The sequence below is a fragment of the Pseudomonas sp. NPDC087626 genome (assembly GCF_044743405.1).
GTDB lineage: Bacteria > Pseudomonadota > Gammaproteobacteria > Pseudomonadales > Pseudomonadaceae > Aquipseudomonas.
On record NZ_JBIUWJ010000009.1, the window covers coordinates 37,937 to 64,743 of the forward strand.

The window sequence follows — 26,807 nt, forward strand, 5'->3', positions numbered from 1 at the left end:
TAGGCAACGGTGGTGGCCACCGCCAGCTCGCTGGACTTCTCGCCACGGATCACTTCCACCAGCGGCATCATGTGCACCGGGTTGAAGAAGTGCATGCCGACGAAGTTTTCCGGACGCTTGAGGGCCTTGGCCAGCAAGCTGATGGAAATGGTCGAGGTGTTGGACGCGAGGATGGTGTCCTCTTTGACCTGGTCTTCGACTTCAGCCAGCACGGCTTGCTTGACCTTCGGGTTCTCGACCACGGCTTCAACCACCAGGTCGACGTGACCGAAGTCGCCGTAGGACAAGGTAGGACGAATACCGTTGAGCACTTCAGCCATTTTCGCGGCGGTCATGCGACCTTTATCAACGCGGCCCACCAGCAGCTTGGCGGCTTCTGCCAGGCCCTGCTCGATACCGTGCTCGTTGATGTCTTTCATCAGGATCGGCGTGCCTTTGGACGCCGACTGATACGCGATACCGCCGCCCATGATACCGGCGCCCAATACGGCAGCCTGCTTCACGTCCTTGGCGATTTCGTCGTAGGCCTTGGCCTTTTTCTTCAGCTCCTGATCGTTCAGGAACAGACCGATCAAGCTCTGCGCAGCAGAGGTCTTGGCCAGTTTGACGAAACCGGCAGCTTCGATTTCCAGGGCCTTGTCGCGACCGAAGTTCGCGGCCTTCTGGATGGTCTTGATCGCTTCAACCGGCGCCGGGTAGTTCGGGCCCGCTTGACCGGCGACAAAACCCTTGGCGGTTTCGAACGCCATCATTTGCTCAATGGCGTTGAGCTTGAGCTTTTCCAGCTTCGGCTGACGCTTGGCCTTGTAGTCGAACTCGCCGGAAATGGCGCGCTTGATCAGTTCCAGCGCAGCTTCCTGCAGTTTGTCGGCTTCAACCACCGCATCCACCGCACCGACTTTCAGTGCGTCTTCAGGACGGTTTTCCTTGCCGGCGGCAATCCACTCGATGGCGTTGTCGGCACCGATGATGCGCGGCAGGCGCACGGTACCGCCGAAGCCCGGGTAGATGCCCAGCTTGACTTCCGGCAGACCGATCTTGGCCTTGGTGGACATGACGCGGTAATCCGCCGCCAGGCACATTTCCAGGCCGCCACCCAGCGCGATGCCATTGATGGCAGCAACGGTCGGAACGTTGAGGTCTTCGAAATCGCTGAAAATCTTGTTGGCTTCGAGGTTGCCAGCAACAAGCTCGGCATCCGGCAGCTTGAAGTTGTCGACAAATTCGGTGATGTCGGCGCCGACGATGAACACGTCTTTACCGCTGCTGACGATCACGCCCTTGACCGACGCATCTGCCTTGATGGTGTCCACGGCCTGACGCAGTTCGTTCAGGGTTAGACGGTTGAACTTGTTGACGGACTCACCCTTGAGGTCGAACTTCAGTTCGACGATGCCACTTTCAAGAGCCTTAACCGTGATGGCTTTACCTTCGTAAATCATCAACTGATCTCCACGATATGGAAGCTGAACAGTACACGTCGGACGCTGATGTCCTGGCTGGGCATAGACGCTACTGTCGATGCTAACGCCATTCCACCAGGCACACCCGCCAACGCGATAGTCGGGATTCTGTAGGAGCGTTCTGACATACAAACGCTCAATTCATACGCCCGTTTGATTTGGGTACGCCACCTTCACGGAATTTCCAACAATTGTCAATCGCCCAAAACGTTGGTTTAAACGCGACTTTGCGGTCATTTCCGTACCACGAAGACCAGCAACACGCGACTGCATGTACTGTCATTCATAGAATCAATATTTAGAATCGTCGCCCTAATCTGCGGCAGGCGTTGCTTTAGCAGCTACGCTGGCAGGGGCGATAGAGGAAAAATCAGCGCGCCGGGAGGGAAACCGAGCGCAGGATCAGTACGACAGAAAATTTCCGGCCTGCCTGGCCAACTCCAGCCCGATGCTGATTGTCGGGCTTTTTATTGCCGATCATTAAACGCGCCGTGCTCAGGCGAGCGCCTTGAGGGTGGCATCGATCTGCTGCAGTACCTGGGATTCGCCCTTCTCACCCCAATACAAAGTGATCATCTGCTTGTCCGCCTCGACCTTGTACACGTTGCCTGGCAACTTTTCGAAATGAATCAGCAAGGCCGGATCCTCGCAGGGCTCCTGCCACTGATTGACCCACTGCCCAGGAGTTTTCTGCCAGTAGCTCCAGCACGCCGGCCGATTGCCCCGGCGTGGCCGATGGTACTGCGCGCACGGGCTAGGGGGCTCCGGTTGCAGCCAGTGCGGCCACTCCTGCGGCGCCAGTTGCATGGCCAGGCCGATGCGTCGCGCCTCCATGCGCAAAGCCATCCTGCCGCCCTGGCGACGCGACGGCGCGAGCCATGCCAGGGGGCTGAGCATTACCGCAAGGATTGACACCACTATCCAGACCGTCATATCTGTACTCCCGATTCTTGATGGGCGCATTGATCTCTGTCGAAACCAATACGCTTGAAACCAGCCATACTTACCCTTATCGCAATCCTCAGGAGGTGCACCCCATGCCCTACCACCATATTCTGGTCGCCGTCGATCTAACCGAAGAGTGCGATCCGGTGATTCACCGCGCTCGCGAGCTGGCAGTGGGCAACAGCGCCAAACTGTCCCTGGTGCACATCGTCGAACCAATGGCCATGGCCTTTGGTGGTGACGTGCCGATGGACCTGTCGCAACTGCAACAACAGCAGTTCGACCAGGCCAAGGAACGCCTCGAGCGCCTGATCCTCAAGTATCCGGAACTGACCAAGGACTGCAGCCACCTGACCTACGGCCAGCCGCGCCAGGAAATCCACCATTTCGCCAAGGAACAGGCGTGCGACCTGATCGTGGTTGGCAGCCATGGTCGCCACGGCCTGGCATTGCTACTGGGTTCCACCGCCAACGACGTACTACACGGCGCGCCGTGCGATGTGCTGGCGGTACGCCTGGTCAAAAGCTGACACGCCCCCCTGTAGGAGCGAGCTTGCTCGCGATGAACCCGAGAACGCCACGGGGTGTCAGGCTCCCCGCGTCATCGTTGACGACCATCGCGAGCAAGCCGCAAGCGGGCGCCCGCCCCTACAGAGGATCGCTTCGATCCTGCCGCATACAAAAAGCCCGGCACTCATCACTGAGCGCCGGGCTTTTTTATCGCAGGATCACTCAGGCATCCAGCTCGGCCCAACGCTCGACCATGACTTCCAGCTCAGCCTGCAACTGCTCCAGCTGGGCAATCACGGCCGCCGTCTCGGCAGCGGGACGCTGATAGAAACTGGCGTCGGCCATTTGCGCTTCAACTGCCGCAATCTGCTGTTCCATGGCTTCGATCTGCCCCGGCAGGGCTTCGAGCTCACGCTGCAACTTGTAGCTGAGCTTCTTCTTGGCCGCTGGAGCTTCCACCGCTGCCGCTGGCGCAGGCGCCGCAGCGACCACGGCCGAGTTCAGGTCAGCCTTGCCGGATTTGCTCTCGGTCACGCCCAGCAGACGTGGCGAGCCACCCTGGCGCAGCCAGTCCTGGTATCCGCCAACATATTCACGCACCTTGCCTTCGCCTTCGAAGACCAGGGTGCTGGTCACCACGTTGTCGAGGAATGCCCGGTCGTGACTGACCATCAGCACGGTGCCATTGAAGGTCAGCAGGACCTCTTCCAGCAGTTCGAGGGTTTCCACGTCCAGGTCGTTGGTCGGTTCGTCGAGCACCAGCAGGTTGGCTGGTTTGCTGAACAACTTGGCCAGCAACAGACGGGCACGCTCGCCCCCGGACAGCGCCTTGACCGGCGTGCGGGCACGCTGCGGGCTGAACAGGAAGTCGCCGAGGTAGCTCAGCACGTGGCGGCTCTGACCGTCGATATCGATGAAATCGCGACCTTCGGCGACGTTGTCGATCACCGTCTTTTCCAGGTCCAACTGGTGGCGCAACTGGTCGAAGTAAGCCACGTCGATGCGCGTACCCTCTTCCACTTTGCCGCTGGTCGGTTGCAGACCGTTGAGCATCAGCTTGAGCAAGGTGGTCTTGCCGGTACCGTTGGCGCCGAGCAGGCCGATACGGTCGCCGCGCGTCAGGACCATCGAGAAATCCTTGATCAGGAACGGGCCACCCGGGTGAGCAAAACTCACGTTCTCGAGGACCATCACCTGCTTGCCGGATTTGTCAGCGGTGTCCAGCTGGATGTTCGCCTTGCCGGTACGCTCACGACGCTCGCTGCGCTCAACACGCAGGGCCTTGAGGGCACGCACGCGGCCTTCGTTACGGGTGCGACGGGCCTTGATGCCCTGGCGGATCCAGACTTCTTCCTGAGCCAGCTTTTTGTCGAACAGAGCGTTGGCGGTCTCTTCGGCCGCCAGCGTGGCTTCCTTGTGCACCAGGAAGCTGGCGTAGTCGCCGTTCCAGTCGATCAGCCCGCCGCGATCCAGTTCGAGGATGCGGGTGGCAAGGTTCTGCAGGAATGAACGGTCGTGCGTGATGAACAGCACGGCGCCCTGGAAATCCTTCAGGGCTTCTTCAAGCCAGGCAATCGCACCGATGTCCAGGTGGTTGGTTGGTTCGTCGAGCAGCAGCAGGTCCGGCTCGGAAACCAGGGCCTGCGCCAGCAGGACGCGACGACGCCAGCCGCCGGACAATTCGGCGAGGGTCTTGTCGGCAGGCAATTGCAGACGGCTCAGGGTGCTGTCGACCAATTGCTGCAAGCGCCAGCCGTCACGGGCTTCGAGGTCGTGCTGGACGTGCATCAGCTTGTCCAGGTCGGCATCGGTAACGATGTTCTGGCTCAGGTGATGGTACTGCGCGAGCAGTTCGCCAACACCGTCCAGGCCTTCGGCGACCACGTCGAACACGGTCCGCTCGTCGGCCACCGGCAATTCTTGCGGCAATTCGCCGATCTTGAGGCCAGGTGCGCGCCAGACGGAGCCGTCATCGGGCTTCTGATCGCCCTTGACCAGCTTCATCATGCTGGACTTGCCTGTGCCGTTGCGGCCGATGATGCACACCCGCTCACCACGGGCGATCTGCCAGGACACCTTGTCCAACAACGGCATAGAGCCGAAAGCAAGGGACACATCGCTGAATTTGAGCAGGGTCATGAGCTTCTCCAAAAACTGGGCGCGCATTCTACCTGACTTGAGGCGTCAGAAGGCTGGCATTTTCACTGAAGGAGCACTCTGCACATTAATTGTTGCGAACTTGTGCCGGCGGGCCGGCAAAGCTTTCACCCGTTGCTGGCAAAAGGCTAAGCTACAGATAATCAGTGCTGGCACCTGCTGGCACTTGTCATGATTTCTCTGCCCGGATGTCTCATGCGCAGTCGCCTCTTCAGCTTTTTATCCTGTCTGCTTCTTTCTGCCACAGCCGTTCAATCCGCCCAGGCAGTGGACCTGTCCACCCAACGCCAGTATTACGATGAAGCCAAGCGCGCCCTGGCCAAGGGTGACACTGGCCCGTACTTTCGCTACAGCCAGGCCCTCGCCGACTACCCGCTGGAGCCCTACCTGGCGTATGACGAGCTGACCGCCCGCCTGAAAAGCGCGAGCAACGCCGAAATCGAGAAATTCCTCGCCGAACACGGCGACCTGCCCCAGGCCAACTGGATGAAGCTGCGCTGGTTGCGCTGGCTGGCCGATCGCGGGGACTGGGCGACCTTCCAGAAATACTACGACCCCAAGCTCAACTTCACCGAGCTGGACTGTCTCAACGCGCAGTACCAGATCAGCCACAACCTCAAGGCTGAAGGCTACGCCAACACCGAAAAACTCTGGTTGACCGGCAAATCCCAGCCGGCCGCATGCGACGCCCTGTTCGGCATGTGGGCGGCCCAAGGCCAACTCACCGAACAGAAACGCTGGGAACGCGCCAAGCTGGCCGCCCAGGCGCGCAACTACGCGCTGGCCAACAGCCTGGTCAGCAGCATGACCACCTTGGCACCCCGCGGCCGCCTACTGGTGGACGTGGCGCAGAAACCCGAACTGCTGAACCAGCCATCGCGCTTCACCCCGGCGGATGAGCCCATGGCCGATGTGGTCAGCCTGGGCCTGCGTCGCCTGGCCCGCCAGGACCCGGAAAAGGCCATGGCCCTGCTCGATGGTTATGCCGCCAGCATGCATTTTTCCCGCGATGAAAAAGTCGCGATTGCCCGCGAGATCGGCCTGACCCTGGCCCGCCGCTTCGACAGCCGCGCCCTGGACGTGATGACCAAATACGACCCGGAACTGCGCGACAACACCGTGTCCGAATGGCGCCTGCGCCTGCTGTTGCGCCTGGCCCGCTGGGACGACGCCTATCAGCTGACCCGGCGCCTGCCGCAAGACCTGGCCACCACCAATCGCTGGCGCTACTGGCAGGCCCGCAGCCTGGAACTGGCACAACCGCAGAACCCGGAAGCGCAGACCCTGTACCGCAACCTCGCCCGTGAGCGGGACTTCTACGGCTTCCTCGCCGCCGACCGCTCGCAGTCTGCGTACTCGCTGAACAACAAGCCCCTGGTGATGAGCCAGGCTTTGATCAATAAAGTGCGCAACACCCCCGGCGTGCGCCGCGCCCTGGAATTCCATGCCCGCGGGCAGATCGTCGACGGCCGCCGCGAGTGGTACCACGTCAGTCGCCACTTCAACCGCGACGAAATGGTCGCCCAGGCCAAGCTGGCCTACGACTTGAAATGGTACTTCCCGGCCATCCGCACCATCAGCCAGGCGCAGTACTGGGACGACCTGGACATCCGTTTCCCGATGGCCCACCGCAACACCCTGGTCCGCGAAGCCAAGGTGCGTGGCCTGCACTCCAGCTGGGTGTTCGCCATTACCCGCCAGGAAAGCGCCTTCATGGATGACGCCCGCTCCGGCGTCGGCGCCAGCGGCCTGATGCAGTTGATGCCCGGTACCGCCAAGGAAACCGCGCGCAAGTTCAACATCCCCCTGGCCTCGCCCCAGCAAGTGCTGAATCCGGACACCAACATCCAGCTCGGCGCCGCGTACCTGAGCCAGGTCCACAGCCAGTTCAACGGCAACCGGGTACTCGCTTCTGCCGCCTACAACGCCGGCCCCGGCCGCGTGCGCCAATGGCTGCGTGGCGCCGACCACCTGAGCTTCGACGTCTGGGTAGAAAGCATCCCGTTCGACGAAACCCGCCAGTATGTGCAAAACGTGCTGTCTTATTCGGTGATCTACGGGCAGAAGCTCAACTCTCCCCAGCCGCTGGTGGATTGGCATGAGCGCTATTTTGACGATCAGTAACCTTCCCGGCTGAAACAAAAAATGCCCGCATCATTGGATGCGGGCATTTTTTTGTACTTCGATAAACGCGCCTCACCTACCTCGCGCAACAGGACCAGAGCGTGCCGCGACCCTCTCGCCAAGCTCAGTCAGGCGATACCCTTGAGCAGGGTTGTTGGGCGAGTCCGGCTGAGTCATCTCGATCAAACCTGCCGTTAATGCGGGTTTGAGGTAGTTAGCCCGGAATGTCGCTTTATGCGTCAATCCAACCTTTGCCATCAATTCACTGATCTTCAGCGCTCCTGCCCCCGCCAGCACGCCCAACAGCCTGGCCACTTGCTCGGTTACTGGGTCGGTGACTAGGTCGGTTACTGGGTCGGTTACTGGGTCGCTCAGGACGGCCTCGGCCAAAGCCAGGCTCAAAGACTGCAACATGAACTCGACAAAAGGTGTCGATTCGGCCATCCGATCGGCGGCGGACAAGGCCGCGTAATAAGCATCCTGTTGCTCGCGAATGACCGCCTCGACCGGCAGATAGGCCAGCACCGGCCGCCACTGACTGAGAATCAGGGTCTGCCACAGCCGCCCCATGCGTCCATTGCCGTCAGCGAAGGGATGAATGAATTCGAATTCGTAGTGAAAGACACAGCTGAGGATCAGCGGATGCCAATCGCTGGCATCCAGCCAGGCCAGCAAGTTATCGATCAGGGTTGCCACACGACTTGGTGGTGGAGCCATATGAACCAGTTGCTCGCCTCGGTAAATACCGACTCCCTCGCGGCGGAACCGACCACAGTCGTCGATCAAGCCCTGCATCAACAACTGGTGCGCCGACAGCAGATCGGTCCGACTGCTGGCACGCCACTGCGGCATGGACTCATAGGTCGCAAATGCGTTGCGCACCTCCTGAATCTCTCTAGGCAATCCCAGCACTCGCTGCCCCGCCAGTACCGCCGTCACCTGCGCGACGCTGAGGGAATTGTTTTCGATGGCCAACGAAGCCTGAATAGTGCGGATCCGGTTCCCGCGACGCAGTTGAGGTGCTTGCCGAGCTTCGTCCACTGCCGAAAGCTGACCGATCTGCTCGCTGATTTCAGCGATCAGCGTCAGAATTCTGGTGTTCAGGGTCAACGGGGGTTGATAGCGGCTCATTGGCGGATCCAGGTATTTCCTTGAGCCCGACATAATGCCCGAAGGCGGATGCATTCAGCAGCCTTCATTCATGACACCTCATGCCCATCATTGAACTGCAACGCCGCCAGCCGCGCGTACAACGCGTTACTGCCGATCAGTTGCTGATGGGTGCCCACCGCCACCAGCTTGCCTTGGTCCATCACGGCGATCCGGTCGGCGTTTTTCACCGTGGCCAGCCGATGGGCGATGACCAGCGTGGTGCGGTTTTTCATCAGACTGGGCAGGGCTTGCTGGATCAAGTGTTCGCTCTGCGCATCGAGGGCGCTGGTGGCCTCGTCCAGCAGCAGGATCGGTGCGTCCACCAGCAAGGCGCGGGCGATGGCCAGGCGTTGCCGCTGACCACCGGAAAGCCCCAACCCGCCATCACCCAGGTGGGTCTGGTAGCCGGCGGGCATCTGCTCGATAAACTCGTGGGCGTAGGCAATCCGCGCGGCCTCCTGGACCTGCGCCAGGGTCGCCTCGGGCTTGCCATAACGAATGTTCTCTTCAATGCTGCCAAAAAACAGCGCCGGGGTTTGTGAGACCAGGGCGAAGCAGCGCCGCAGATCCTGCGGGTCGAGCCGGGTCAGGTCGACGCCATCCAGCAGGATCTGCCCCTGCAGCGGATCGTAGAAGCGCAGCAGCAGGTCATACACCGTCGACTTGCCCGCCCCCGAAGGCCCGACCAGCGCCAGGGTTTCGCCGGCGTTGATCCGCAGGCTCAAACCGTCGACGGCAAAGCTTTGCGGGCGCGACGGGTAGCTAAAGCGCACCTCCTGCAGTTGCAACTCACCGCGAACCCGCTCGGGCAAGGTCACCTGGCCACTGGGTGGCGGCTGGATGATGTTTTCCGAACGCAGCAACTCGGCAATCCGCTCGGCCGCACCGGCAGCCCGCTGCAATTCGCCAATTACCTCGCTCAGGGTGCCAAAGGCACCGCCGACGATCAGGCTGTAGAACACGAACGCCGCCAGTTCCCCAGCGCTGATGCGACCGGCGATCACGTCCATGCCACCGACCCAGAGCATGACCCCGACTGCGCCGAGCACCAGGATGATCACCAACGTGATCAGCCAGGCACGCTGCAGAATGCGTTTGCGCGCGGTGTCGAACGCCTGCTCCACCGTGGCCGCGAAACGCTGCTCGTCCTGGGCCTGGTGGTTGTAGGCCTGGACGGTCTTGATCTGGCCCAGGGTCTCAGCGACATAGCTGCCGACATCCGCTATCCGGTCCTGGCTCAGGCGCGACAGGCTGCGTACGCGCCGGCCGAAAATCAGGATCGGCGCCAGCACCAGCGGCAGCGCCACCACCACAATGCTGGTCAACTTGGGGTTGGTGATGAACAGCAGCACGATGCCGCCGATCACCATCAAGGCATTGCGCAAGAACAGCGACAGCGACGAACCGATCACCGATTGCAGCAAGGTGGTATCGGCGGTCAGGCGCGACTGGATCTCGGAACTGCGGTTGTCCTCGTAAAACCCGGGATGCAGGTAGATCAGGTGGTTGAACACCTGCCGACGGATGTCCGCCACGCAGCGCTCGCCAATCCACGACACCAGGTAAAAGCGGGTGAAGGTGCCGATCGCCAGACCCACTACCAGCAGCAGGAACAGGCCGATGCTCTGGTTGAGCAGGTGCGGTGACTGGGTCATGAAGCCCTGGTCCACCAACAACCGAATGCCCTGCCCCATGGACAGGGTAATGCCGGCAGTGACGATCAGCGCCAGCAAGGCACCTAACGCCTGCCAGCGATAGGGCGCAATAAAACGCAGGGACAAACGAATCGCGCGACGGTGGCGGGCTGACAGCATCAGGATCATCCAAAAGGGCCAACTGAAAGAATTAACGCGGGCCAGCGTACACCGGTCAATTCAAGGGAACTTGGGTAAATCGTAATCAGTCGGATTGAATATGACCTGTAACAATAGAGCCTAGATGCTATCGGTCTAAAGTCCGGCTGGAAGTTGAAGAGTATTTCTGGTGGAGTGGAGATACCGCCTGATCGGCCTGTGTAGAGCTGTCACAGCGTGGTCACCTGGCGGATCTAGAGTAAGCGCACAACCTGATGAGGAGACAGGCCATGTCCTTGCAACACAGCAGCGATGACAAGATTCAAGTGATCCGCACGCAGCCGCACCAGTCTCTAGGGTGCGCCATTATTGACGCCCAAGGCCGCGAAGTACCGATCACTGAAGACATGATCCAGAGCGCATGCCGCGAGCTGGAACAGCGATTGGTCAAGCCTGCCGAACAAAAGTGACATATAGCCTGATGTCTTCGAACCCGGCCCGCCTAGGCCGGGTTTTTTATCGCCGCGATTACGCTATACCGCCTGCGCACCCAAGGCTGCCACGATCTGTCGCAACTCAGGCGCCTGACCCTCGATCTGCACGCGCAGCCCGTCAATCTCACGGCGCTGCGGGTAGTGCTTGCGCAACAGGTCAAATGCCGTGCGCTGCTCAGCGCCGCTGACCACCAGGCTGCGACGAAAATCCGCATCGTCGCGACGCGGGTCGTACACTCCACGGCAGAGCATCGCCAAGGCCCAAGCCGGATCACTGCTGGCGCTCAGGCTGACCTGCGCCAGCCAGGGGGCAGGTAGCAGCTGGTCCAGCGACACAGTCGCAGGCTGGCCAAGGAACTGGCACAACGCCTGATAGATCTGCGCAGTGCCACGCTGTTTGCCATCGAGGCTGTAGCCGGCGATATGCGGGGTGGCAATCACGCACAGTTCGGCGAGGGCGATATCGACACTCGGCTCGCCTTCCCAGACGTCCAGTACCGCTTGCAGGTCTTCGCGCTCCAGCAGCACTTCACGCAGTGCCTGGTTGTCCACCACCGGGCCGCGACTGGCATTGATCAGCCAGGCACCTGGCTTGAGTTGCTCCAGGCGCTGGCGATCAAACAGGTGCCGGGTCGATTGCTCGCCGGACGAGGTCAAAGGAGTGTGCAGGCTGATCACGTCGCATTGCGCGATGATTTGCTCAAGGCTGGCGTAATCGCCTCCTTCGCTTGCCTGGCGCGGCGGGTCGCAGACCAGCACCTTCCAGCCCAGGCCTTGCAGCACCTTGACCAGCCGCCCACCCACTTCGCCAGCCCCGACCACCCCATAGGTGCGCTCGGCCAGTGCTACGCCTTCGATCTCGGCGAGGGTCAGCAAGCTACCCAGCACATAGTCGACCACCCCACGGGCATTGCAGCCCGGGGCGCTGGACCAACCGATATTGGCCTCGGCAAAGTACTCGAGGTCCAAGTGATCGGTGCCAATGGTGCAGGTGCCGACAAACCGCACCTTACTGCCTTGCAGCAGGTCGCGACTGACGTTGGTCACCGAGCGCACCAGCAGCACATCGGCCTGCTCGACAGTGGCGCGATCAATGGAGCGGCCCGGCACGCGGCGGATTTCGCCGAAACCTTCGAAGAAGGCATCGAGCAGCGGAATATTTTCGTCAGCAACAATCAGCATGGCAGGCTCCTTTGGCGGACCGGCAGTGTAGCTCAGCTCCCGCCAGAGGCGGCGATTACAAATCCGCAACACTGGAGTTTTCCTGACTGCTGCGTCAGGGCGTAGAATGCGCCGCCTTGCGCATCAAAACCCTTTGGACGCTTCGCCTGTGAACTCCGTGACTGACAGCACCGCCGCTACTGCCCCGCCCCGCACAACCCCGGTTCGCCTGGAGCTCAAAGGCCTGCTGGGCCTGGCCCTGCCGATCATGGTCGCGCAACTGGCCACTACCGCCATGGGGTTTGTCGATGCAGTGATGGCCGGCCGGGTCAGCCCACGGGACCTGGCGGCAGTGGCCCTGGGCAACTCGATCTGGATTCCGGTGTACCTGTTGATGACCGGCGTCCTGCTGGCCACCACGCCCAAGGTCGCCCAGCGTTTTGGCGCCGGACAATTCGAGCAGATCGGCCCACTGACCCGCCAGGCCCTGTGGCTGGCGCTGGTCGTCGGCCTGCTGGGCAGCGGCCTGTTGCTCAGCGCCGAGCCGATCCTGCACTGGATGAAAGTCGACCCGCTGCTGATCGACCCGAGCATGGGCTACCTGCAGGGCATCGCCTTCGGTTTTCCGGGCATCGCCTTCTACTACGTACTGCGCTGCTACAGCGACGGCATGGGTCGTACCCGCCCGAGCATGGCCATCGGCTTGAGCGGTCTGCTGCTCAACATCCCGCTCAACTATGCGCTGATCTACGGCCACTTCGGCCTGCCGGCCATGGGCGGCGTTGGCTGCGGCTGGGCCAGTGGCATCGTGATGTGGTTCATGGCCTTGAGCATGGCCGGCTGGACCCGCTGGGCGCCCTTCTATGCCCGCACCCGGGTGCTGGTGCGGATCGATTGGCCGCAGTGGGCAGTGATCAAGCGCCTGATCGGCATCGGCCTGCCGATCGGCATCGCGGTATTCGCCGAATCGAGCATCTTCGCGGTCATCGCCCTGCTGATCGGCAGCCTCGGCTCGACCGTGGTGGCCGGGCACCAGATCGCGCTGAACATCAGCTCGCTGCTGTTCATGATTCCCTACTCGCTGGGCATGGCGGTCACGGTTCGGGTCGGCCAGGCACTGGGTGCCGGCAATCCCTACCAGGCGCGTTTCGCGGCGAAGGTCGGGCTGGGTGCAGCCCTGGTGTTCGCGGCATTCTCGGCGAGCCTGATCCTGCTGCTGCGCGAACCCATCGCCTCGATCTACACCCCTGACCAGAGCGTGATCCAGATCGCCTCGATGCTGATCGTGTATGCCGCGCTGTACCAGTTCTCCGATGCGATCCAGGTGATCTGCGCCGGTGCGCTACGAGGCTATCAGGACACCCGGGTGACGATGATCCTGACCCTGTTCGCCTATTGGGGCATCGGCCTGCCGGTGGGTTACGTACTGGGACTGACCGACTGGTTCGGCCCCGCCAGCGGCCCGAGCGGGTTGTGGGAAGGGCTGATTGCCGGCCTGAGCTGCGCAGCGCTGATGCTGTCGATCCGCCTGGTGCGCAGTGCCCGCAAGCGGATTCGTATTCACCAGCGCACCCCGGCCGTGTAGGAGCGGGTGCCCGCTTGCGGCTTGCTCGCGATGGACGTCAACGCAATCGCGTACTTGTGGCTGCCCCTAACGCCGATCAACCGGACTTCTTGCGAATCCAGTAAAGGTAGGTCCCACCCTCTTCCTGCTGACCGACCAGCTCATGGTCGAGAAACACGCAGAACTTGGGAATGTCGCGACGGGTTGAGGGGTCCGTGGCGATCACCTTGAGCAGGCCGCCCGGGACCAGGTCGCGAATGTGTTGGTGCAGCATCATCACCGGTTCCGGACAGTTCAGGCCGGTGGCGTCAAGGGTGCCGTCAACCGGCGTATGGATCAATTCACTCATGTCTGACTCCTGAAACGTGCCGGCATTGTCGCGCAAAGCCGGGGGCCCCGTCAGCTATGGCATAACACCATTACTGTGGCAGCGCCCCCGCTCGCGCTGGGGCCAGCTCAACGGGACCTGGTTTTCTTCACATCATGGCGACGCAAATGGCAGGTCACTTCCTCGCGGTCGTGATACAGCTGCTTGCAGCCGATGTCGACCCGGATCCCGCGGGCCTTGAAACCTTCCGCGATGCGCTCGAGCAGGCGCTTCACTTCGGCATAACGCTGCTTCATCGGCAGCTTGAGGTTGACCACCGCTTCGCGGCAATGCCCGTCACCGATCCACTCTTCCAGCATCGCCGCGTTGCGCGCCGGTTTCTCGACGATGTCGCAGACCATCCAGTCCACCGGCTGCTTGGGCTTGAAGGTGAAGCCGTCGGCCATCAAATGCTGTACCAGCCCGGTATCCATCAGGCTTTGCGCCATCGGCCCGTTGTCGATGGCCGTCACCAGCATGCCCCGATTGACCAGTTGCCAGGTCCAGCCACCCGGTGCGGCACCCAGGTCGACACCGGTCATGTCGCTGTGCAAGCGCTCATCCCACTGATCGCGCGGGATGAAGTGGTGCCAGGCCTCTTCCAGTTTCAGGGTCGAGCGGCTTGGCGCTTCGCGGGGAAACTTCAGGCGGGGAATACCCATCGGCCACATCGCCGAGTTGTTGGCTTCAGCCAGCCCCATGAACACTTCGCGCCCACTTTTGAAGGTCAGCAGCAAACGTGGCTTGAGCGGGTCTTCCACCAACTTGCCAGCCGCGATGAGGGCCTTGCGCAAATGGCCTTCGAATTTCTTGCAGAAGTTCGACAGCTCCTTGCCGTCATTGGTATCGACCATTTCCAGCCACAGGCTGCCGCACACCGGGAACTGCGCCAGGTGGGCGAGGATCACACTGATGCGATCGGTTTCCGGCAGGTCGATGAAGATCCCGCGTGCCCATTGCCGCGGGAAGATCAAGTGGGCAAAACGCTGGCCGCGCATCAAGCGCTCGGCGCCGTCTTCCTCGGTGCAGACGAACTCGGCGCAGGCGCTGGCGGTTTTCGCCTTGGCGTAGCCGGCCACGTTCAAACGCGCGGCATGTTCGGCGATCTCCGAGCAGACTTCACCTTCGAAGCCCGGCCGGCAATGCATAAAGAGGATGTTCATTAAATCTCCTGGGCAAGTGCGCGCAAACTTGCCCTGTAGCAAAGCCTGTCACGAAAACCGGCGCATGATAGCTGACTTCGCAACCCTGGACCTGCCCATAGAGTCCAGTAATTAGCCAGCTACTTAAAACAGGGCTAGGTTTAATGCTCTGTCCATCCCGTCAGTCCGTAGCCGTGCGGACTCAAAGGAGTCATTTCAATGCCGTCCCTCGATAGCCTGAAAACCCTTGGCACCCTGCAAGTCGACGACAAGACCTATCACTACTTCAGCTTGCCAGCGGCTGCCAAAGCCCTGGGCAACCTTGACCAGCTGCCGATGTCGCTCAAAGTCCTGCTGGAAAACCTGTTGCGCTGGGAGGACGGGAAAACCGTCACCGGCGCTGATCTCAAGGCCCTCGCGGCCTGGCTCAAGGAGCGGCGCAGCGACCGGGAAATCCAGTACCGTCCGGCGCGCGTGTTGATGCAAGACTTTACCGGAGTACCGGCGGTGGTCGACCTGGCCGCCATGCGCGCCGCCATGGCCAAGGCCGGCGGCGACCCACAGCGGATCAATCCGCTGTCGCCGGTGGACCTGGTGATCGACCACTCAGTGATGGTCGACAAATTTGCCAGCAGCAGCGCATTCGAAGAGAACGTCGACATCGAAATGCAGCGCAATGGCGAACGTTATGCCTTCTTGCGCTGGGGCCAGAGCGCCTTCGACAACTTCAGCGTGGTACCGCCGGGCACCGGCATCTGCCACCAGGTGAACCTCGAATACCTCGCACGCACGGTGTGGACCAAGGACGAGGACGGCCGTACCTATGCCTTCCCCGACACCCTGGTGGGCACCGACTCCCACACCACCATGATCAACGGCCTCGGAGTACTGGGCTGGGGTGTCGGCGGGATCGAGGCCGAAGCGGCGATGCTCGGCCAACCGGTGTCGATGCTGATTCCTGAGGTGATTGGCTTCAAGCTCACGGGCAAACTCAAGGAGGGCATCACCGCCACCGACCTGGTGCTGACCGTGACCCAGATGCTGCGCAAAAAAGGCGTGGTGGGCAAATTCGTCGAGTTCTACGGCGACGGCCTGGCCGAACTGCCCCTGGCCGACCGAGCCACCATCGCCAACATGGCGCCGGAATACGGCGCGACCTGCGGCTTCTTCCCGGTGGACCAGGTAACGCTGGACTACCTGAGCCTGTCCGGCCGTCCGACTGCGGTGGTCAAACTGGTGGAGGCCTACAGCAAAGCCCAGGGCCTGTGGCGCCTGCCCGGCCAGGAACCGCTGTTCAGTGACAGCCTGGCGCTGGACATGGGCAGCGTCGAAGCCAGTCTCGCCGGACCAAAACGCCCGCAAGACCGGGTCTCGTTGCCCAATGTGGCCCAAGCCTTCAGCGATTTCCTCGGCCTGCAGGTCAAACCCACCAGCAAGGAAGAAGGCCGCCTGGAAAGTGAAGGCGGTGGCGGTGTGGCCGTAGGCAATGCCGACCTGGTCGGCGAGGCGGACTACCAATACGAGGGTCAGACCTATCGCCTGAAAAACGGCGCGGTAGTGATAGCCGCCATCACCTCCTGCACCAACACCTCAAATCCCAGCGTGATGATGGCCGCCGGGCTGGTGGCAAAAAAAGCCGTGGAAAAAGGCCTGCAGCGCAAACCCTGGGTCAAGAGTTCCCTGGCGCCCGGCTCCAAGGTGGTGACCGACTACTACAAGGCCGCCGGCCTGACCCAATACCTCGATCAACTGGGCTTTGCCCTGGTGGGTTACGGCTGCACCACCTGCATCGGCAACTCCGGCCCCTTGCCGGAGCCGATCGAAAAAGCCATCCAGGGCTCCGACCTCACCGTCGCTTCGGTGCTGTCGGGCAACCGCAACTTCGAAGGCCGGGTCCACCCCCTGGTGAAAACCAACTGGCTCGCCTCGCCACCGCTGGTGGTGGCCTATGCACTGGCCGGCACGGTGCGCATCGATATCAGCCGCGAATCACTGGGCGACGACAAGGACGGCAACCCGGTGTACCTGCGCGACATCTGGCCTAGCACCCAGGAGATCGCCGATGCGGTCAACCAGGTCAACACCGCGATGTTCCACAAGGAGTACGCCGAAGTGTTCGCCGGCGACGAGCAGTGGCAAGCCATCGAGGTGCCGCAAGCGGCTACCTACGTCTGGCAGCCAGACTCCACCTACATCCAGCACCCACCGTTCTTCGACCACATCGACGGCCCTCCGCCAGTGGTCGAGGACATCAGCCACGCCCGGGTACTGGCGCTGCTCGGCGACTCGGTGACCACCGACCACATCTCCCCCGCCGGCAACATCAAGGCCGACAGCCCGGCCGGCCGCTACCTGCGCGAGCAAGGGGTCGAGCCACGGGACTTCAACTCCTACGGCTCACGGCGCGGCAACCATGAAGTAATGATGCGCGGAACCTTCGCCAACATTCGCATCCGCAATGAAATGCTCGGCGGCGAAGAAGGCGGCAACACCCTGTATATCCCCACTGGCGAGAAAATGGCGATCTATGACGCGGCCATGCGCTACCAGGCCGCCGGCACTCCGCTAGTGGTGATCGCAGGGCAGGAATACGGCACCGGCTCCAGCCGCGACTGGGCCGCCAAGGGCACCAACCTGCTGGGGGTCAAGGCGGTGATCGCCGAAAGCTTCGAACGGATTCACCGCTCCAACCTGGTGGGCATGGGCGTCCTGCCGCTGCAGTTCAAGCTCGACCAGAACCGCAAGAGCCTGAACCTGACCGGCAAGGAAACCCTGAGCATCCAGGGGCTCAGCAGCGTGGAACTGACGCCACGGATGAACCTGCCCCTGATCATCACCCGCGAGGACGGCAGCCGCGAGAAAGTCGAGGTGCTGTGTCGGATCGACACCCTCAATGAAGTGGAGTACTTCAAGGCCGGGGGAATCCTGCATTACGTGTTGCGCCAGTTGATTGCCTCATAAGGGCAGCCCCGAGCGCTTTTCGGTGGGTACTCGCGCTGCCCTTTCAGCAGCGCGAGTACATGATTGGCAGGGCCACAAACGCCTGCCTCAACCCGCAAGGGTTTATCTGACGGCAAATGACGCGCCGGTCGTTTTGCGACGCAGCGCCGATTTCTTGAAAAAAAATTTCAATAATCCAGCGGGCTGGCCGAAACCCTGTCAAAGCCTTGCGGATTGAAAAAGCCATGCGTAATAACCAGCCCATCACTCAACGCGAACGGACCTTCCCGGCTCAGCAACGGTTGATTTCCACCACCGATGCCAAAGGCGTGATCAACTACTGCAACGACGCTTTTGTCGAGATCAGTGGGTTCTCCCGTGAAGAACTGATCCGTGCGCCGCACAATCTGGTCCGTCACCCCGACGTCCCGTCGGCGGTCTTCGCGCATATGTGGGGCACATTAAAACAAGGCCTGCCATGGATGGGCATTGTCAAGAATCGCTGCCAGAACGGTGACCATTACTGGGTCAACGCCTACGTGACCCCGGTATTCGACGGCAACCAGGTGATCGGCTACGAGTCGGTTCGGGTCAAGCCCACCGCCGAGCAGATCCGGCGCGCCGAGACCCTGTACCAGCGCATCAACCAGGGCAAGTCCGCCGTTCCCCAGCGTGACAAATGGCTGCCGGTGCTGCAGGACTGGCTGCCATTCATCCTGGTCAGCCAGTTGAGCTTCATGATCGGCGCCACCCTCAATTCGCAATGGGGCTTTGCCCTCGCTGCCGGCCTTTCGGTGCCGCTGGGCCTGCTGGGGCTGAGCTGGCAACAACGCGGTCTCAAGCGCCTGTTGCGCCTCGCCGAGCAGACCACCTCCGACCCGCTGATCGCCCAGATGTACACCGACAGCCGTGGCGCCCAGGCGCGCCTGGAGATGTCGATCCTCAGCCAGGAAGCCCGCTTGAAAACCTGCCTGACCCGCCTGCAGGACACCGCCGAGCACCTGACGGAGCAGGCACGTCAATCTGACCAACTGGCGCATAACAGCTCCACGGGCCTGGAACGTCAGCGCGTGGAAACCGAGCAGGTGGCCACCGCCGTCAACCAGATGGCCGCCACCACCCAGGAAGTGGCCAGCCACGTCCAGCGCACCGCAGACGCGACCCAGGAAGCCAACCGCCTGACCGGGCGTGGTCGCGATATCGCCGGGGAAACCCGCGACGCCATCCAGCGCCTGTCGGTGGTAGTCGGGGAAACCGGCCTGACGGTGACCCAACTGGCCAAGGACAGCGACGAAATCGGTGGTGTGGTCGATGTGATCAAAGGCATTGCCGACCAGACCAACCTGCTGGCCCTCAACGCTGCCATCGAAGCCGCCCGCGCCGGCGAAATGGGCCGGGGTTTTGCGGTGGTGGCCGACGAAGTCCGCCAACTGGCACAACGCACCAGCGAGTCGACCGGGCAGATCCACAGCCTGATCGCCAAGCTCCAGCAAACCGCCAGCACCGCCGTGCAAACCATGGAAGCCGGCCATCGCCAGGCCGAAGAAGGCGTGGCGCGGGTCCTTGAGGCAGACCAGGCCCTAGTGGGCATCAGCGAAGCGGTGGCCAATATCACCGATATGACCACTCAAATCGCCGCCGCCACCGAGGAGCAGAGCGCGGTGGCCGAAGAGATCAGCCGCAACATCAGTAACATTTCCGAACTGGCCGACCAGACCTCGGAACAGGCGCAGAACTCGGCACTGCTGAGCGAAGAGCTGACCCGGACCGCGAATACCCAGTATTCGCTGGTGGAGCGCTTCAACCGCTGAGTGCGATTGATCGCATGACCCTGGGGGAACGGGCTTGCCCGGGATGGCGGTGTGTCAGGGGCCATCAATGTTGGCTGTGTTGGCCCCATCGCTAGCAGGCTAGCTCCCACAGTAAATCTGGCTGCCCGCAAATCTTGCGTACGGCCACCCAACCTGTGGGAGCGGGCCGGGCGGCGCTACGCTTGCCCGGGATGGCGTTGTGTCAGGCAATATCGATGTTGGATGTGCCGGCCCCATCGCTAGCAGGCTAGCTCCCACAGGGGAAATTCTTACACCAGGAAAAAATCAGGCCGGCCGGTAGGCCGCCTCGCCCGCCCTTACCACTCAGGCCGACCGGCAGGTCGCCGTGCTTTTGCTCTTGATCCACCCGCCCCATCGGCAGGCTGAGCGAAGGTGTCCATCTGGGGGGAGGCGCGTAGCGCCGTGCGGCGTAGCCGCATACATCGAGAGGAGGTGCAGCGAAGCAAACCGGAGGCGATGCCCCCGGATGGATACCGTAGCGAAGGAACCCCGAGCCTAAGCGAGGGGCCGTACGTCAGGGGTAAGAGCCCTTGGTTACTTGGGGCTTTTCCAAGTGACCCGCCGTAAGGGCGGAACCCTAAGCAGCCATCACCGCAGCAACGGATATGCCCCCCCCTATAGCCATCACACCCAATCGACCACTACAAAAATGCCGCAATTCTCTGAGCCGCAGCAGCCAAATGCTGCTCATGACTAAACCCTGAAGCCTTCAGCGGCTTCAAGTCATGATCCGCCGCCGCCAGCCACATCAGCTCGATACTCGGCGCCAAGTCATAACCCTCCACCGTATCCCGATTACCCAACCCATCCCGCTCACCCTGGATAATCAAGGCCCGAGTCTTTAATCCGGCCAAATGCTCCACTCGCGGTTTCTGCGGCTTACCCACGGGGTAAAACGGATACCCCAGGCACACCAACGCATCCACCCCCAACTCATCCGCCAACAAACTGGCCATCCGCCCGCCCATGGACTTGCCACCAATGGCCAGGGGCCCAGCGACATGACGTCGCACCAGGCCATACACCTCTCGCCAGCTCTCAAGCAGCTTCGGCGCCGGATTGGGCGGCCGCCGACCGCCATCCAGGCGTCGCTGGGCCATGTAGGGAAACTCGAAGCGCAGCACATTGACCCCACGGGCCGCAAGGCGTCCAGCCATGTCGGCCATCCATGCGCTGTCCATCGGCGCACCCGCCCCATGGGCAAGAATCAGGGTCGCCACGGCCGGCGTCGAGGCGCCATTCCACAACCAGCCCTGCTGACGCACACACTGCTCCCATTGATCCCCGTCAATACTGGCCTTGTGCTCTTTGTCCATGCTTGCCTCGCTTTTAATCTGCCTATAACTCCAGGCGAAGGGAGCGTTCGTGCCTTGCGCAGACGCCTTCACTTCGGCTGAACCGTGGATGGGGAACCATGAACACTTCTTTAAGTACCGCCTATAACTACAAGGTGGTCCGCCAATTCGCCATTATGACGGTGGTATGGGGCATCGTCGGCATGGGGCTCGGGGTTTTTCTCGCGGCTCAATTGGTCTGGCCCGAACTGAACTTCAATTTGCCGTGGACCAGCTTCGGTCGCCTGCGCCCGCTGCACACCAACGCGGTGATCTTCGCCTTTGGTGGCTGCGCACTGTTTGCCGCCTCGTTCTACTCGGTCCAACGCACTTGCCAGACGCAATTGTTCGCGCCAAAAATCGCCGCGTTCACCTTCTGGGGCTGGCAACTGGTGATCCTGCTGGCAGCCATCACCCTGCCGCTGGGCTACACCAGCTCCAAGGAATACGCCGAGCTGGAATGGCCGATCGACATCCTGATCACCATCGTCTGGGTCGCCTACGCCATCGTGTTCTTCGGCACGCTGATGAAGCGCAAGACCAAGCACATCTACGTCGGCAACTGGTTCTTCGGCGCGTTCATCATCACCGTGGCCATCCTGCACATCGTCAACAACCTGGAGCTGCCGGTCAGCCTGACCAAGTCCTACTCGGTGTATGCCGGTGCGACCGATGCCATGGTCCAGTGGTGGTACGGCCACAACGCCGTAGGCTTCTTCCTCACTGCCGGTTTCCTGGGGATGATGTACTACTTCGTGCCGAAGCAGGCCGAGCGCCCTGTGTACTCCTATCGCCTGTCGATCGTGCACTTCTGGGCCCTGATCACCCTGTACATCTGGGCCGGCCCGCACCACCTGCACTACACCGCGCTGCCGGACTGGGCTCAGTCGCTGGGCATGGTGATGTCGCTGATTCTGCTGGCGCCGAGCTGGGGCGGGATGATCAACGGCATGATGACCCTCTCGGGCGCCTGGCATAAGCTGCGCAGCGACCCGATCCTGCGCTTCCTGGTGGTGTCCCTGGCGTTCTACGGCATGTCGACCTTCGAAGGCCCGATGATGGCGATCAAGACCGTCAACGCCCTCTCCCACTACACCGACTGGACCATCGGCCACGTACACGCCGGCGCCCTCGGCTGGGTAGCGATGATCTCCATCGGCGCGCTGTACCACATGATCCCGAAAATCTTCGGTCGTACGCAGATGCACAGTGTCGGCCTGATCAACGCGCACTTCTGGCTCGCCACCATCGGCACCGTGCTCTACATCGCCTCGATGTGGGTCAACGGCATTGCCCAGGGCCTGATGTGGCGTGCCGTCAACGAAGACGGGACCCTGACCTACTCCTTCGTGGAAACCCTGGTGGCCAGCCACCCAGGCTTCGTCGTACGCCTGGTCGGCGGGGCGATCTTCCTGAGCGGCATGTTCCTGATGGCCTACAACACCTGGCGCACCGTGCGTGAGGCCCAACCAGCCGAAGTCGCCGCCGCGGCGCAGATGGCCTGAGGAGTCCACCATGAAACACGAAACGATTGAAAAAAACGTCGGCCTGCTGCTGTTGCTGATGGTCTTTGCGGTGAGCATCGGCGGTCTGACGCAGATCGTCCCGCTGTTCTTCCAGGACGTCACCAACAAGCCGGTCGAAGGCATGAAGCCCTACACCGCGCTGCAACTGGAAGGTCGCGACATCTACATCCGCGAAGGCTGCGTGCAGTGCCACTCGCAGATGATCCGTCCGTTCCGCGCCGAGACCGAACGTTATGGCCACTACTCGGTAGCCGGTGAAAGCGTCTGGGACCACCCGTTCCTGTGGGGTTCCAAGCGTACCGGTCCGGACCTGGCACGGGTCGGCGGTCGCTACTCCGATGACTGGCACCGCGCCCACCTGTACAACCCGCGCAACGTGGTACCGGAATCGAAAATGCCGGCCTATCCATGGCTGGTTACCCAGGCCGTGGACAGCAGCAGCACCGAAACCAAGCTCAAGGTGATGCGTACCCTGGGCGTGCCCTACACCGACGAGGACATCGCCGGGTCAGTCGCCACGCTCAAGGGCAAGACCGAGATGGACGCCCTGGTCTCCTACCTGCAAGTGCTCGGCACTGCGATCAAGAGCAAGAGGTGAGCCATGCCCTATGAAATATTGAGCGTAATCAGCACTGGAATGATCCGCGGCCTGGGCACCGTCGTGGTGTTCGTGGCCTTTATCGGCCTGACCCTGTGGGTGTTCAACAGCAAGCGCAGCGCGCAATTCGCCGAAGCCCGCCTGCTGCCGTTTGCCGATGAACCCCTGGCCGAAGACGCCAGCACTCAAGAACCCGCAACAAGGAGTACCCGGCCATGACCACCTTCTGGAGTACGTGGATCTGCGTACTGACCATCGGCAGCCTGATCGGCCTGACCTGGCTGCTGGTCGGCACCCGCAAGGGTGAGACCAAGGGCAGTGTCGACCAGACCATGGGCCATGCCTTCGACGGCATCGAGGAATATGACAACCCGCTGCCCCAGTGGTGGTTCCTGCTGTTCGCCGGGACCCTGGTGTTTGCCGTGGGCTACCTGATCCTCTACCCGGGCCTGGGTAACTGGAAAGGCATCCTGCCGGGCTATCAGGACGGCTGGACCCAGACCAAGGAATGGGACAAGGAAATGGCCAAGGCCGACGCCAAGTTCGGGCCGATCTTCGCCAAATTTGCAGCCATGCCCGTGGAAGAAGTAGCCAAGGACCCACAAGCACTGAAGATGGGCGGACGCCTGTTCGCCTCCAACTGCTCGGTGTGCCACGGCTCGGATGCCAAGGGTGCCTTCGGCTTCCCCAACCTGGCGGACAGCGACTGGCGCTGGGGCGGTAGCGCGGAGGCGATCAAGACCACCATCATGGGTGGGCGGATGGCGGCGATGCCGGCCTGGGGTGAAGTCCTGGGCGATGCCGGGGTGAAAAACGTTGCCGCCTATGTGCGCCACGAACTCGCCGGCCTGCCGTTGCCAGAGGACAGCGGTGCCGACCTGGTCGCCGGACAGCAAGCGTACAGCACCACCTGCGTAGCCTGTCACGGCGCCAATGGCCAGGGCATGGAACTGATGGGCGCGCCAAACCTGACGCACCCGGCGGCGTTCATCTACGGCACTAGCCTGGCCCAGTTGCAGCAGACCATTCGCCATGGTCGCCAGGGTCACATGCCGGCGCAGAACGAACTGCTCGGCAATGACAAAGTGCAATTGCTGGCAGCGTACGTCTACAGCCTCTCCCACGGTGCCAGCGCTCAGCCGCTGCAGGCAGAGGGTAAAAGCGAATAACTCGCAACCGCATTACTGTCGCACCTTCCTGGTGCGGCAGTTCCCTACCTCTTTGCGACGCATTGTCGCACCCCAAAAAGGTCTGCCTTTGCGTCCGGCAGATTCACGTCTAAGCTTGCTGCCAAGCGGACTGGCAAAGGCCGGTCACAGGTCAACCGTAAAGGATGGGTTCGACGATTCGGTTCGATGACAGGCCGCAAAGGCCGGTAGACACCGGCTGTCGTCCAAGTTGCCGTCTGTCACCTGCACGCCTCGTTTGAACACACCCCGTTACAACTGACCCGACCCCCTCGCCCTTTTCCCCTGCCGGGACATTTTCCCCCTGGGCAAATTTGTCCCTACGCGGCGCATGGAAAGGCCGCAGAATCAGCTTTTGAAAGCATTGACGCAGGTCATGGCGCGTTGCAATGACCCCCCGCTTTCTCCATACTTGCGGCCGATTTTTATCCCTAATAAAACACCCAAACCGTGGAACCTTAGAATGAGCACAGCAATCAGTCCGACTGCTTATAACTATAAGGTAGTCCGCCAGTTCGCCATCATGACGGTGGTCTGGGGGATCCTTGGCATGGGGCTCGGTGTCTTCATCGCCTCGCAACTGGTCTGGCCGGAGTTGAACTTCGGTCTGCCGTGGACGAGCTTTGGACGCCTGCGCCCACTGCACACCAACCTGGTGATCTTCGCCTTCGGTGGTTGTGCATTGTTTGCCACTTCTTATTACGTCGTGCAGCGAACCTGCCAAACGCGACTGATTTCCGACAGCCTCGCGGCCTTCACCTTCTGGGGTTGGCAAGCGGTGATCGTCGGCGCGATTGTTACCTTGCCGCTGGGTTACACCACCACCAAGGAATACGCGGAACTGGAATGGCCTCTGGCTATCCTGCTGGCTATCGTCTGGGTCACCTACGGTCTGGTGTTCTTCGGCACCATCACCAAGCGCAAGACCAAGCACATCTACGTCGGTAACTGGTTCTACGGTGCCTTCATCGTTGTGACGGCGATGCTGCACATCGTCAACCACGCCTCCCTGCCGGTCAGTTTCTTCAAGTCCTACTCGGCCTACGCCGGTGCGACCGACGCCATGATCCAGTGGTGGTACGGCCACAACGCGGTAGGTTTCTTCCTGACCACCGGCTTCCTGGGGATGATGTACTACTTCGTGCCGAAGCAGGCCGAGCGTCCGATCTACTCGTATCGCCTGTCGATCGTGCACTTCTGGGCCCTGATTACCCTGTACATCTGGGCCGGTCCGCACCACCTGCACTACACCGCACTGCCGGACTGGGCTCAGTCCCTGGGCATGGCGATGTCGATCATCCTGCTGGCTCCAAGCTGGGGCGGCATGATCAACGGCATGATGACCCTGTCGGGCGCCTGGCATAAGCTGCGCACCGACCCGATCCTGCGCTTCCTGGTGGTCTCCCTGGCGTTCTACGGCATGTCGACCTTCGAAGGCCCGATGATGGCCATCAAGACCGTCAACTCGCTGTCGCACTACACCGACTGGACCATCGGCCACGTACACGCCGGTGCCTTGGGCTGGGTAGCGATGATCTCGATCGGCGCGATCTACCACATGATCCCGAAACTGTTCGGTCGTGCGCAGATGCACAGCACTGGCCTGATCAACACCCACTTCTGGCTCGCGACCATCGGTACCGTGCTCTACATCGCTTCGATGTGGGTCAACGGCATCACCCAGGGCCTGATGTGGCGTGCAATCAACGACGACGGCACCCTGACCTACTCGTTCGTTGAAGCGCTGCAAGCCAGCCACCCGGGCTTTATCGTTCGCGCCCTGGGCGGTGCATTCTTCGCCTCCGGCATGCTGTTCATGGCCTACAACGTATTCCGTACCGTACGCGCCTCGAACCCGGCAGAAGCCAAAGCCGCCGAACAGATTGCTGTAGTTGGAGCTCACTGATGAAGCATGAAGCAGTCGAGAAGAATATTGGCCTGCTGGCCTTCTTCATGGTCATCGCCGTCAGCATCGGCGGCCTGACCCAGATCGTCCCGCTGTTTTTCCAGGATGTCACCAACAAGCCGGTCGAAGGCATGAAGCCACGTACCGCCCTTGAACTGGAAGGCCGCGACGTCTACATCGCCAACGGTTGTGTCGGCTGCCACTCGCAGATGATCCGTCCGTTTCGCGCTGAAACCGAACGTTATGGCCACTACTCGGTAGCCGGTGAAAGCGTCTGGGACCACCCTTTCCTGTGGGGTTCCAAGCGTACCGGTCCGGACCTGGCCCGCGTCGGCGGTCGTTACTCCGATGACTGGCAGCGTGCGCACTTGTACAACCCGCGCAACGTGGTGCCCGAGTCGAAAATGCCGGCCTACCCGTTCCTCGTGGAAAACAAGCTCGACGGCAAGGACACCGCGAAGAAAATGGAAGTCTTGCGCACGCTCGGCGTCCCTTACACCGACGAAGACATCGCCGGCGCCAAGGATGCTGTGAAGGGCAAAACCGAAATGGACGCGCTGGTGGCCTATCTGCAAGGCCTGGGCACCATCATCAAAAGCAAACGGTGATTTA

General features: G+C 61.6%; 21 protein-coding genes. 12 read left to right on the plus strand and 9 right to left on the minus strand.

Translation table 11 applies throughout. From position 1 onward, the window contains the following. Both ACIOVD_RS09775 and ACIOVD_RS09780 read right to left on the minus strand, forming a co-directional pair. Positions 1–1,442, minus strand: a 1,442-nt coding sequence (locus ACIOVD_RS09775) for a 3-hydroxyacyl-CoA dehydrogenase NAD-binding domain-containing protein (RefSeq protein WP_401127340.1), incomplete at its 3' end; no start/stop codon positions are given. Positions 1,443–1,958: 516 nt separating this feature from the next. Continuing rightward, complete coding sequence (locus ACIOVD_RS09780; RefSeq protein ID WP_401127342.1) at positions 1,959–2,396, minus strand: hypothetical protein; 438 nt, start codon at positions 2,394–2,396, stop codon at positions 1,959–1,961. A 104-nt stretch (positions 2,397–2,500) separates the two neighbouring features. Between ACIOVD_RS09780 and ACIOVD_RS09785 the strand changes: the two genes are divergently transcribed. After that, positions 2,501–2,938: a universal stress protein gene (locus ACIOVD_RS09785; protein ID WP_095165337.1), complete on the plus strand. Its 438-nt coding sequence runs from the start codon at positions 2,501–2,503 to the stop codon at positions 2,936–2,938. Between the two features lie 202 nt (positions 2,939–3,140). Here ACIOVD_RS09785 and ACIOVD_RS09790 read toward each other — a convergent pair whose 3' ends face one another. Then, positions 3,141–5,057, minus strand: a complete 1,917-nt coding sequence (locus ACIOVD_RS09790) for an ATP-binding cassette domain-containing protein (protein WP_095165638.1) — start codon at positions 5,055–5,057, stop codon at positions 3,141–3,143. A gap of 213 nt (positions 5,058–5,270) precedes the next feature. Between ACIOVD_RS09790 and ACIOVD_RS09795 the strand changes: the two genes are divergently transcribed. Beyond that, the gene (locus tag ACIOVD_RS09795; RefSeq protein WP_095165339.1) at positions 5,271–7,199 is read left to right on the plus strand and encodes a transglycosylase SLT domain-containing protein; all 1,929 of its coding nucleotides are present in this window, start codon (positions 5,271–5,273) and stop codon (positions 7,197–7,199) included. A gap of 72 nt (positions 7,200–7,271) precedes the next feature. Here the strand turns inward: ACIOVD_RS09795 and ACIOVD_RS09800 are convergent, their stop codons facing one another. Both ACIOVD_RS09800 and ACIOVD_RS09805 read right to left on the minus strand, forming a co-directional pair. Next, complete coding sequence (locus ACIOVD_RS09800) at positions 7,272–8,330, minus strand: Fic family protein (protein ID WP_401127345.1); 1,059 nt, start codon at positions 8,328–8,330, stop codon at positions 7,272–7,274. Positions 8,331–8,398: 68 nt separating this feature from the next. Beyond that, positions 8,399–10,174, minus strand: coding sequence for an ABC transporter transmembrane domain-containing protein (locus tag ACIOVD_RS09805; RefSeq protein WP_401127347.1), 1,776 nt, complete (start codon positions 10,172–10,174; stop codon positions 8,399–8,401). 260 nt (positions 10,175–10,434) lie between these two features. Here ACIOVD_RS09805 and ACIOVD_RS09810 point away from each other — a divergent pair, with 260 nt between their 5' ends. After that, on the plus strand, positions 10,435–10,614 hold the full coding sequence (locus ACIOVD_RS09810; protein WP_095165344.1) for a PA1571 family protein: 180 nt from the start codon (positions 10,435–10,437) through the stop codon (positions 10,612–10,614). Positions 10,615–10,677: 63 nt separating this feature from the next. Here the strand turns inward: ACIOVD_RS09810 and pdxB are convergent, their stop codons facing one another. Further along, a complete protein-coding gene (pdxB, locus tag ACIOVD_RS09815; RefSeq protein WP_401127349.1) occupies positions 10,678–11,820 on the minus strand; it encodes a 4-phosphoerythronate dehydrogenase PdxB in 1,143 nt (380 codons plus the stop codon). Between the two features lie 148 nt (positions 11,821–11,968). On the opposite strand from pdxB, the gene ACIOVD_RS09820 reads away from it, so the two are divergent. Beyond that, positions 11,969–13,384 (plus strand): MATE family efflux transporter, encoded by a 1,416-nt coding sequence (locus ACIOVD_RS09820; protein WP_159997051.1) that lies wholly within the window; start codon positions 11,969–11,971, stop codon positions 13,382–13,384. Positions 13,385–13,460: 76 nt separating this feature from the next. Here ACIOVD_RS09820 and tusA read toward each other — a convergent pair whose 3' ends face one another. After that, positions 13,461–13,703 (minus strand): sulfurtransferase TusA, encoded by a 243-nt coding sequence (tusA, locus tag ACIOVD_RS09825; RefSeq protein ID WP_401127457.1) that lies wholly within the window; start codon positions 13,701–13,703, stop codon positions 13,461–13,463. Positions 13,704–13,819: 116 nt separating this feature from the next. Then, positions 13,820–14,893, minus strand: a complete 1,074-nt coding sequence (gene rlmM / locus ACIOVD_RS09830) for a 23S rRNA (cytidine(2498)-2'-O)-methyltransferase RlmM (protein WP_095165350.1) — start codon at positions 14,891–14,893, stop codon at positions 13,820–13,822. A 198-nt stretch (positions 14,894–15,091) separates the two neighbouring features. Between rlmM and acnA the strand changes: the two genes are divergently transcribed. Both acnA and ACIOVD_RS09840 read left to right on the plus strand, forming a co-directional pair. Beyond that, positions 15,092–17,833: an aconitate hydratase AcnA gene (gene acnA, locus ACIOVD_RS09835; RefSeq protein ID WP_401127351.1), complete on the plus strand. Its 2,742-nt coding sequence runs from the start codon at positions 15,092–15,094 to the stop codon at positions 17,831–17,833. Between the two features lie 224 nt (positions 17,834–18,057). Further along, positions 18,058–19,623 carry a PAS domain-containing methyl-accepting chemotaxis protein gene (locus tag ACIOVD_RS09840; protein ID WP_159997057.1) on the plus strand — a complete coding sequence of 522 codons (1,566 nt, stop codon included), beginning with the start codon at positions 18,058–18,060 and terminating at the stop codon, positions 19,621–19,623. Between the two features lie 662 nt (positions 19,624–20,285). Here the strand turns inward: ACIOVD_RS09840 and ACIOVD_RS09845 are convergent. Next, complete coding sequence (locus tag ACIOVD_RS09845) at positions 20,286–20,960, minus strand: alpha/beta family hydrolase (RefSeq protein WP_401127353.1); 675 nt, start codon at positions 20,958–20,960, stop codon at positions 20,286–20,288. A 98-nt stretch (positions 20,961–21,058) separates the two neighbouring features. Here ACIOVD_RS09845 and ccoN (ACIOVD_RS09850) point away from each other — a divergent pair, with 98 nt between their 5' ends. From ccoN (ACIOVD_RS09850) to ccoO (ACIOVD_RS09875), 6 genes are all read left to right on the plus strand, one after another. Further along, positions 21,059–22,483 carry a cytochrome-c oxidase, cbb3-type subunit I gene (ccoN, locus tag ACIOVD_RS09850; RefSeq protein WP_095165357.1) on the plus strand — a complete coding sequence of 475 codons (1,425 nt, stop codon included), beginning with the start codon at positions 21,059–21,061 and terminating at the stop codon, positions 22,481–22,483. Positions 22,484–22,493: 10 nt separating this feature from the next. After that, positions 22,494–23,102: a cytochrome-c oxidase, cbb3-type subunit II gene (gene ccoO / locus ACIOVD_RS09855; RefSeq protein ID WP_401127355.1), complete on the plus strand. Its 609-nt coding sequence runs from the start codon at positions 22,494–22,496 to the stop codon at positions 23,100–23,102. 3 nt (positions 23,103–23,105) lie between these two features. Then, positions 23,106–23,321, plus strand: a complete 216-nt coding sequence (locus ACIOVD_RS09860) for a cbb3-type cytochrome c oxidase subunit 3 (protein ID WP_095165361.1) — start codon at positions 23,106–23,108, stop codon at positions 23,319–23,321. Continuing rightward, the gene (gene ccoP, locus ACIOVD_RS09865) at positions 23,318–24,271 is read left to right on the plus strand and encodes a cytochrome-c oxidase, cbb3-type subunit III (protein WP_095165363.1); all 954 of its coding nucleotides are present in this window, start codon (positions 23,318–23,320) and stop codon (positions 24,269–24,271) included. Before ACIOVD_RS09860 ends, ccoP begins: the two co-directional genes overlap by 4 nt. 481 nt (positions 24,272–24,752) lie before the next feature. Further along, entirely contained in the window at positions 24,753–26,195 is a 1,443-nt protein-coding gene (gene ccoN / locus ACIOVD_RS09870; RefSeq protein ID WP_095165365.1) for a cytochrome-c oxidase, cbb3-type subunit I, read from the plus strand. Then, positions 26,195–26,803, plus strand: a complete 609-nt coding sequence (gene ccoO / locus ACIOVD_RS09875) for a cytochrome-c oxidase, cbb3-type subunit II (RefSeq protein ID WP_009042961.1) — start codon at positions 26,195–26,197, stop codon at positions 26,801–26,803. Before ccoN (ACIOVD_RS09870) ends, ccoO (ACIOVD_RS09875) begins: the two co-directional genes overlap by 1 nt. The last annotated feature ends 4 nt before the right edge of the window (positions 26,804–26,807 follow it).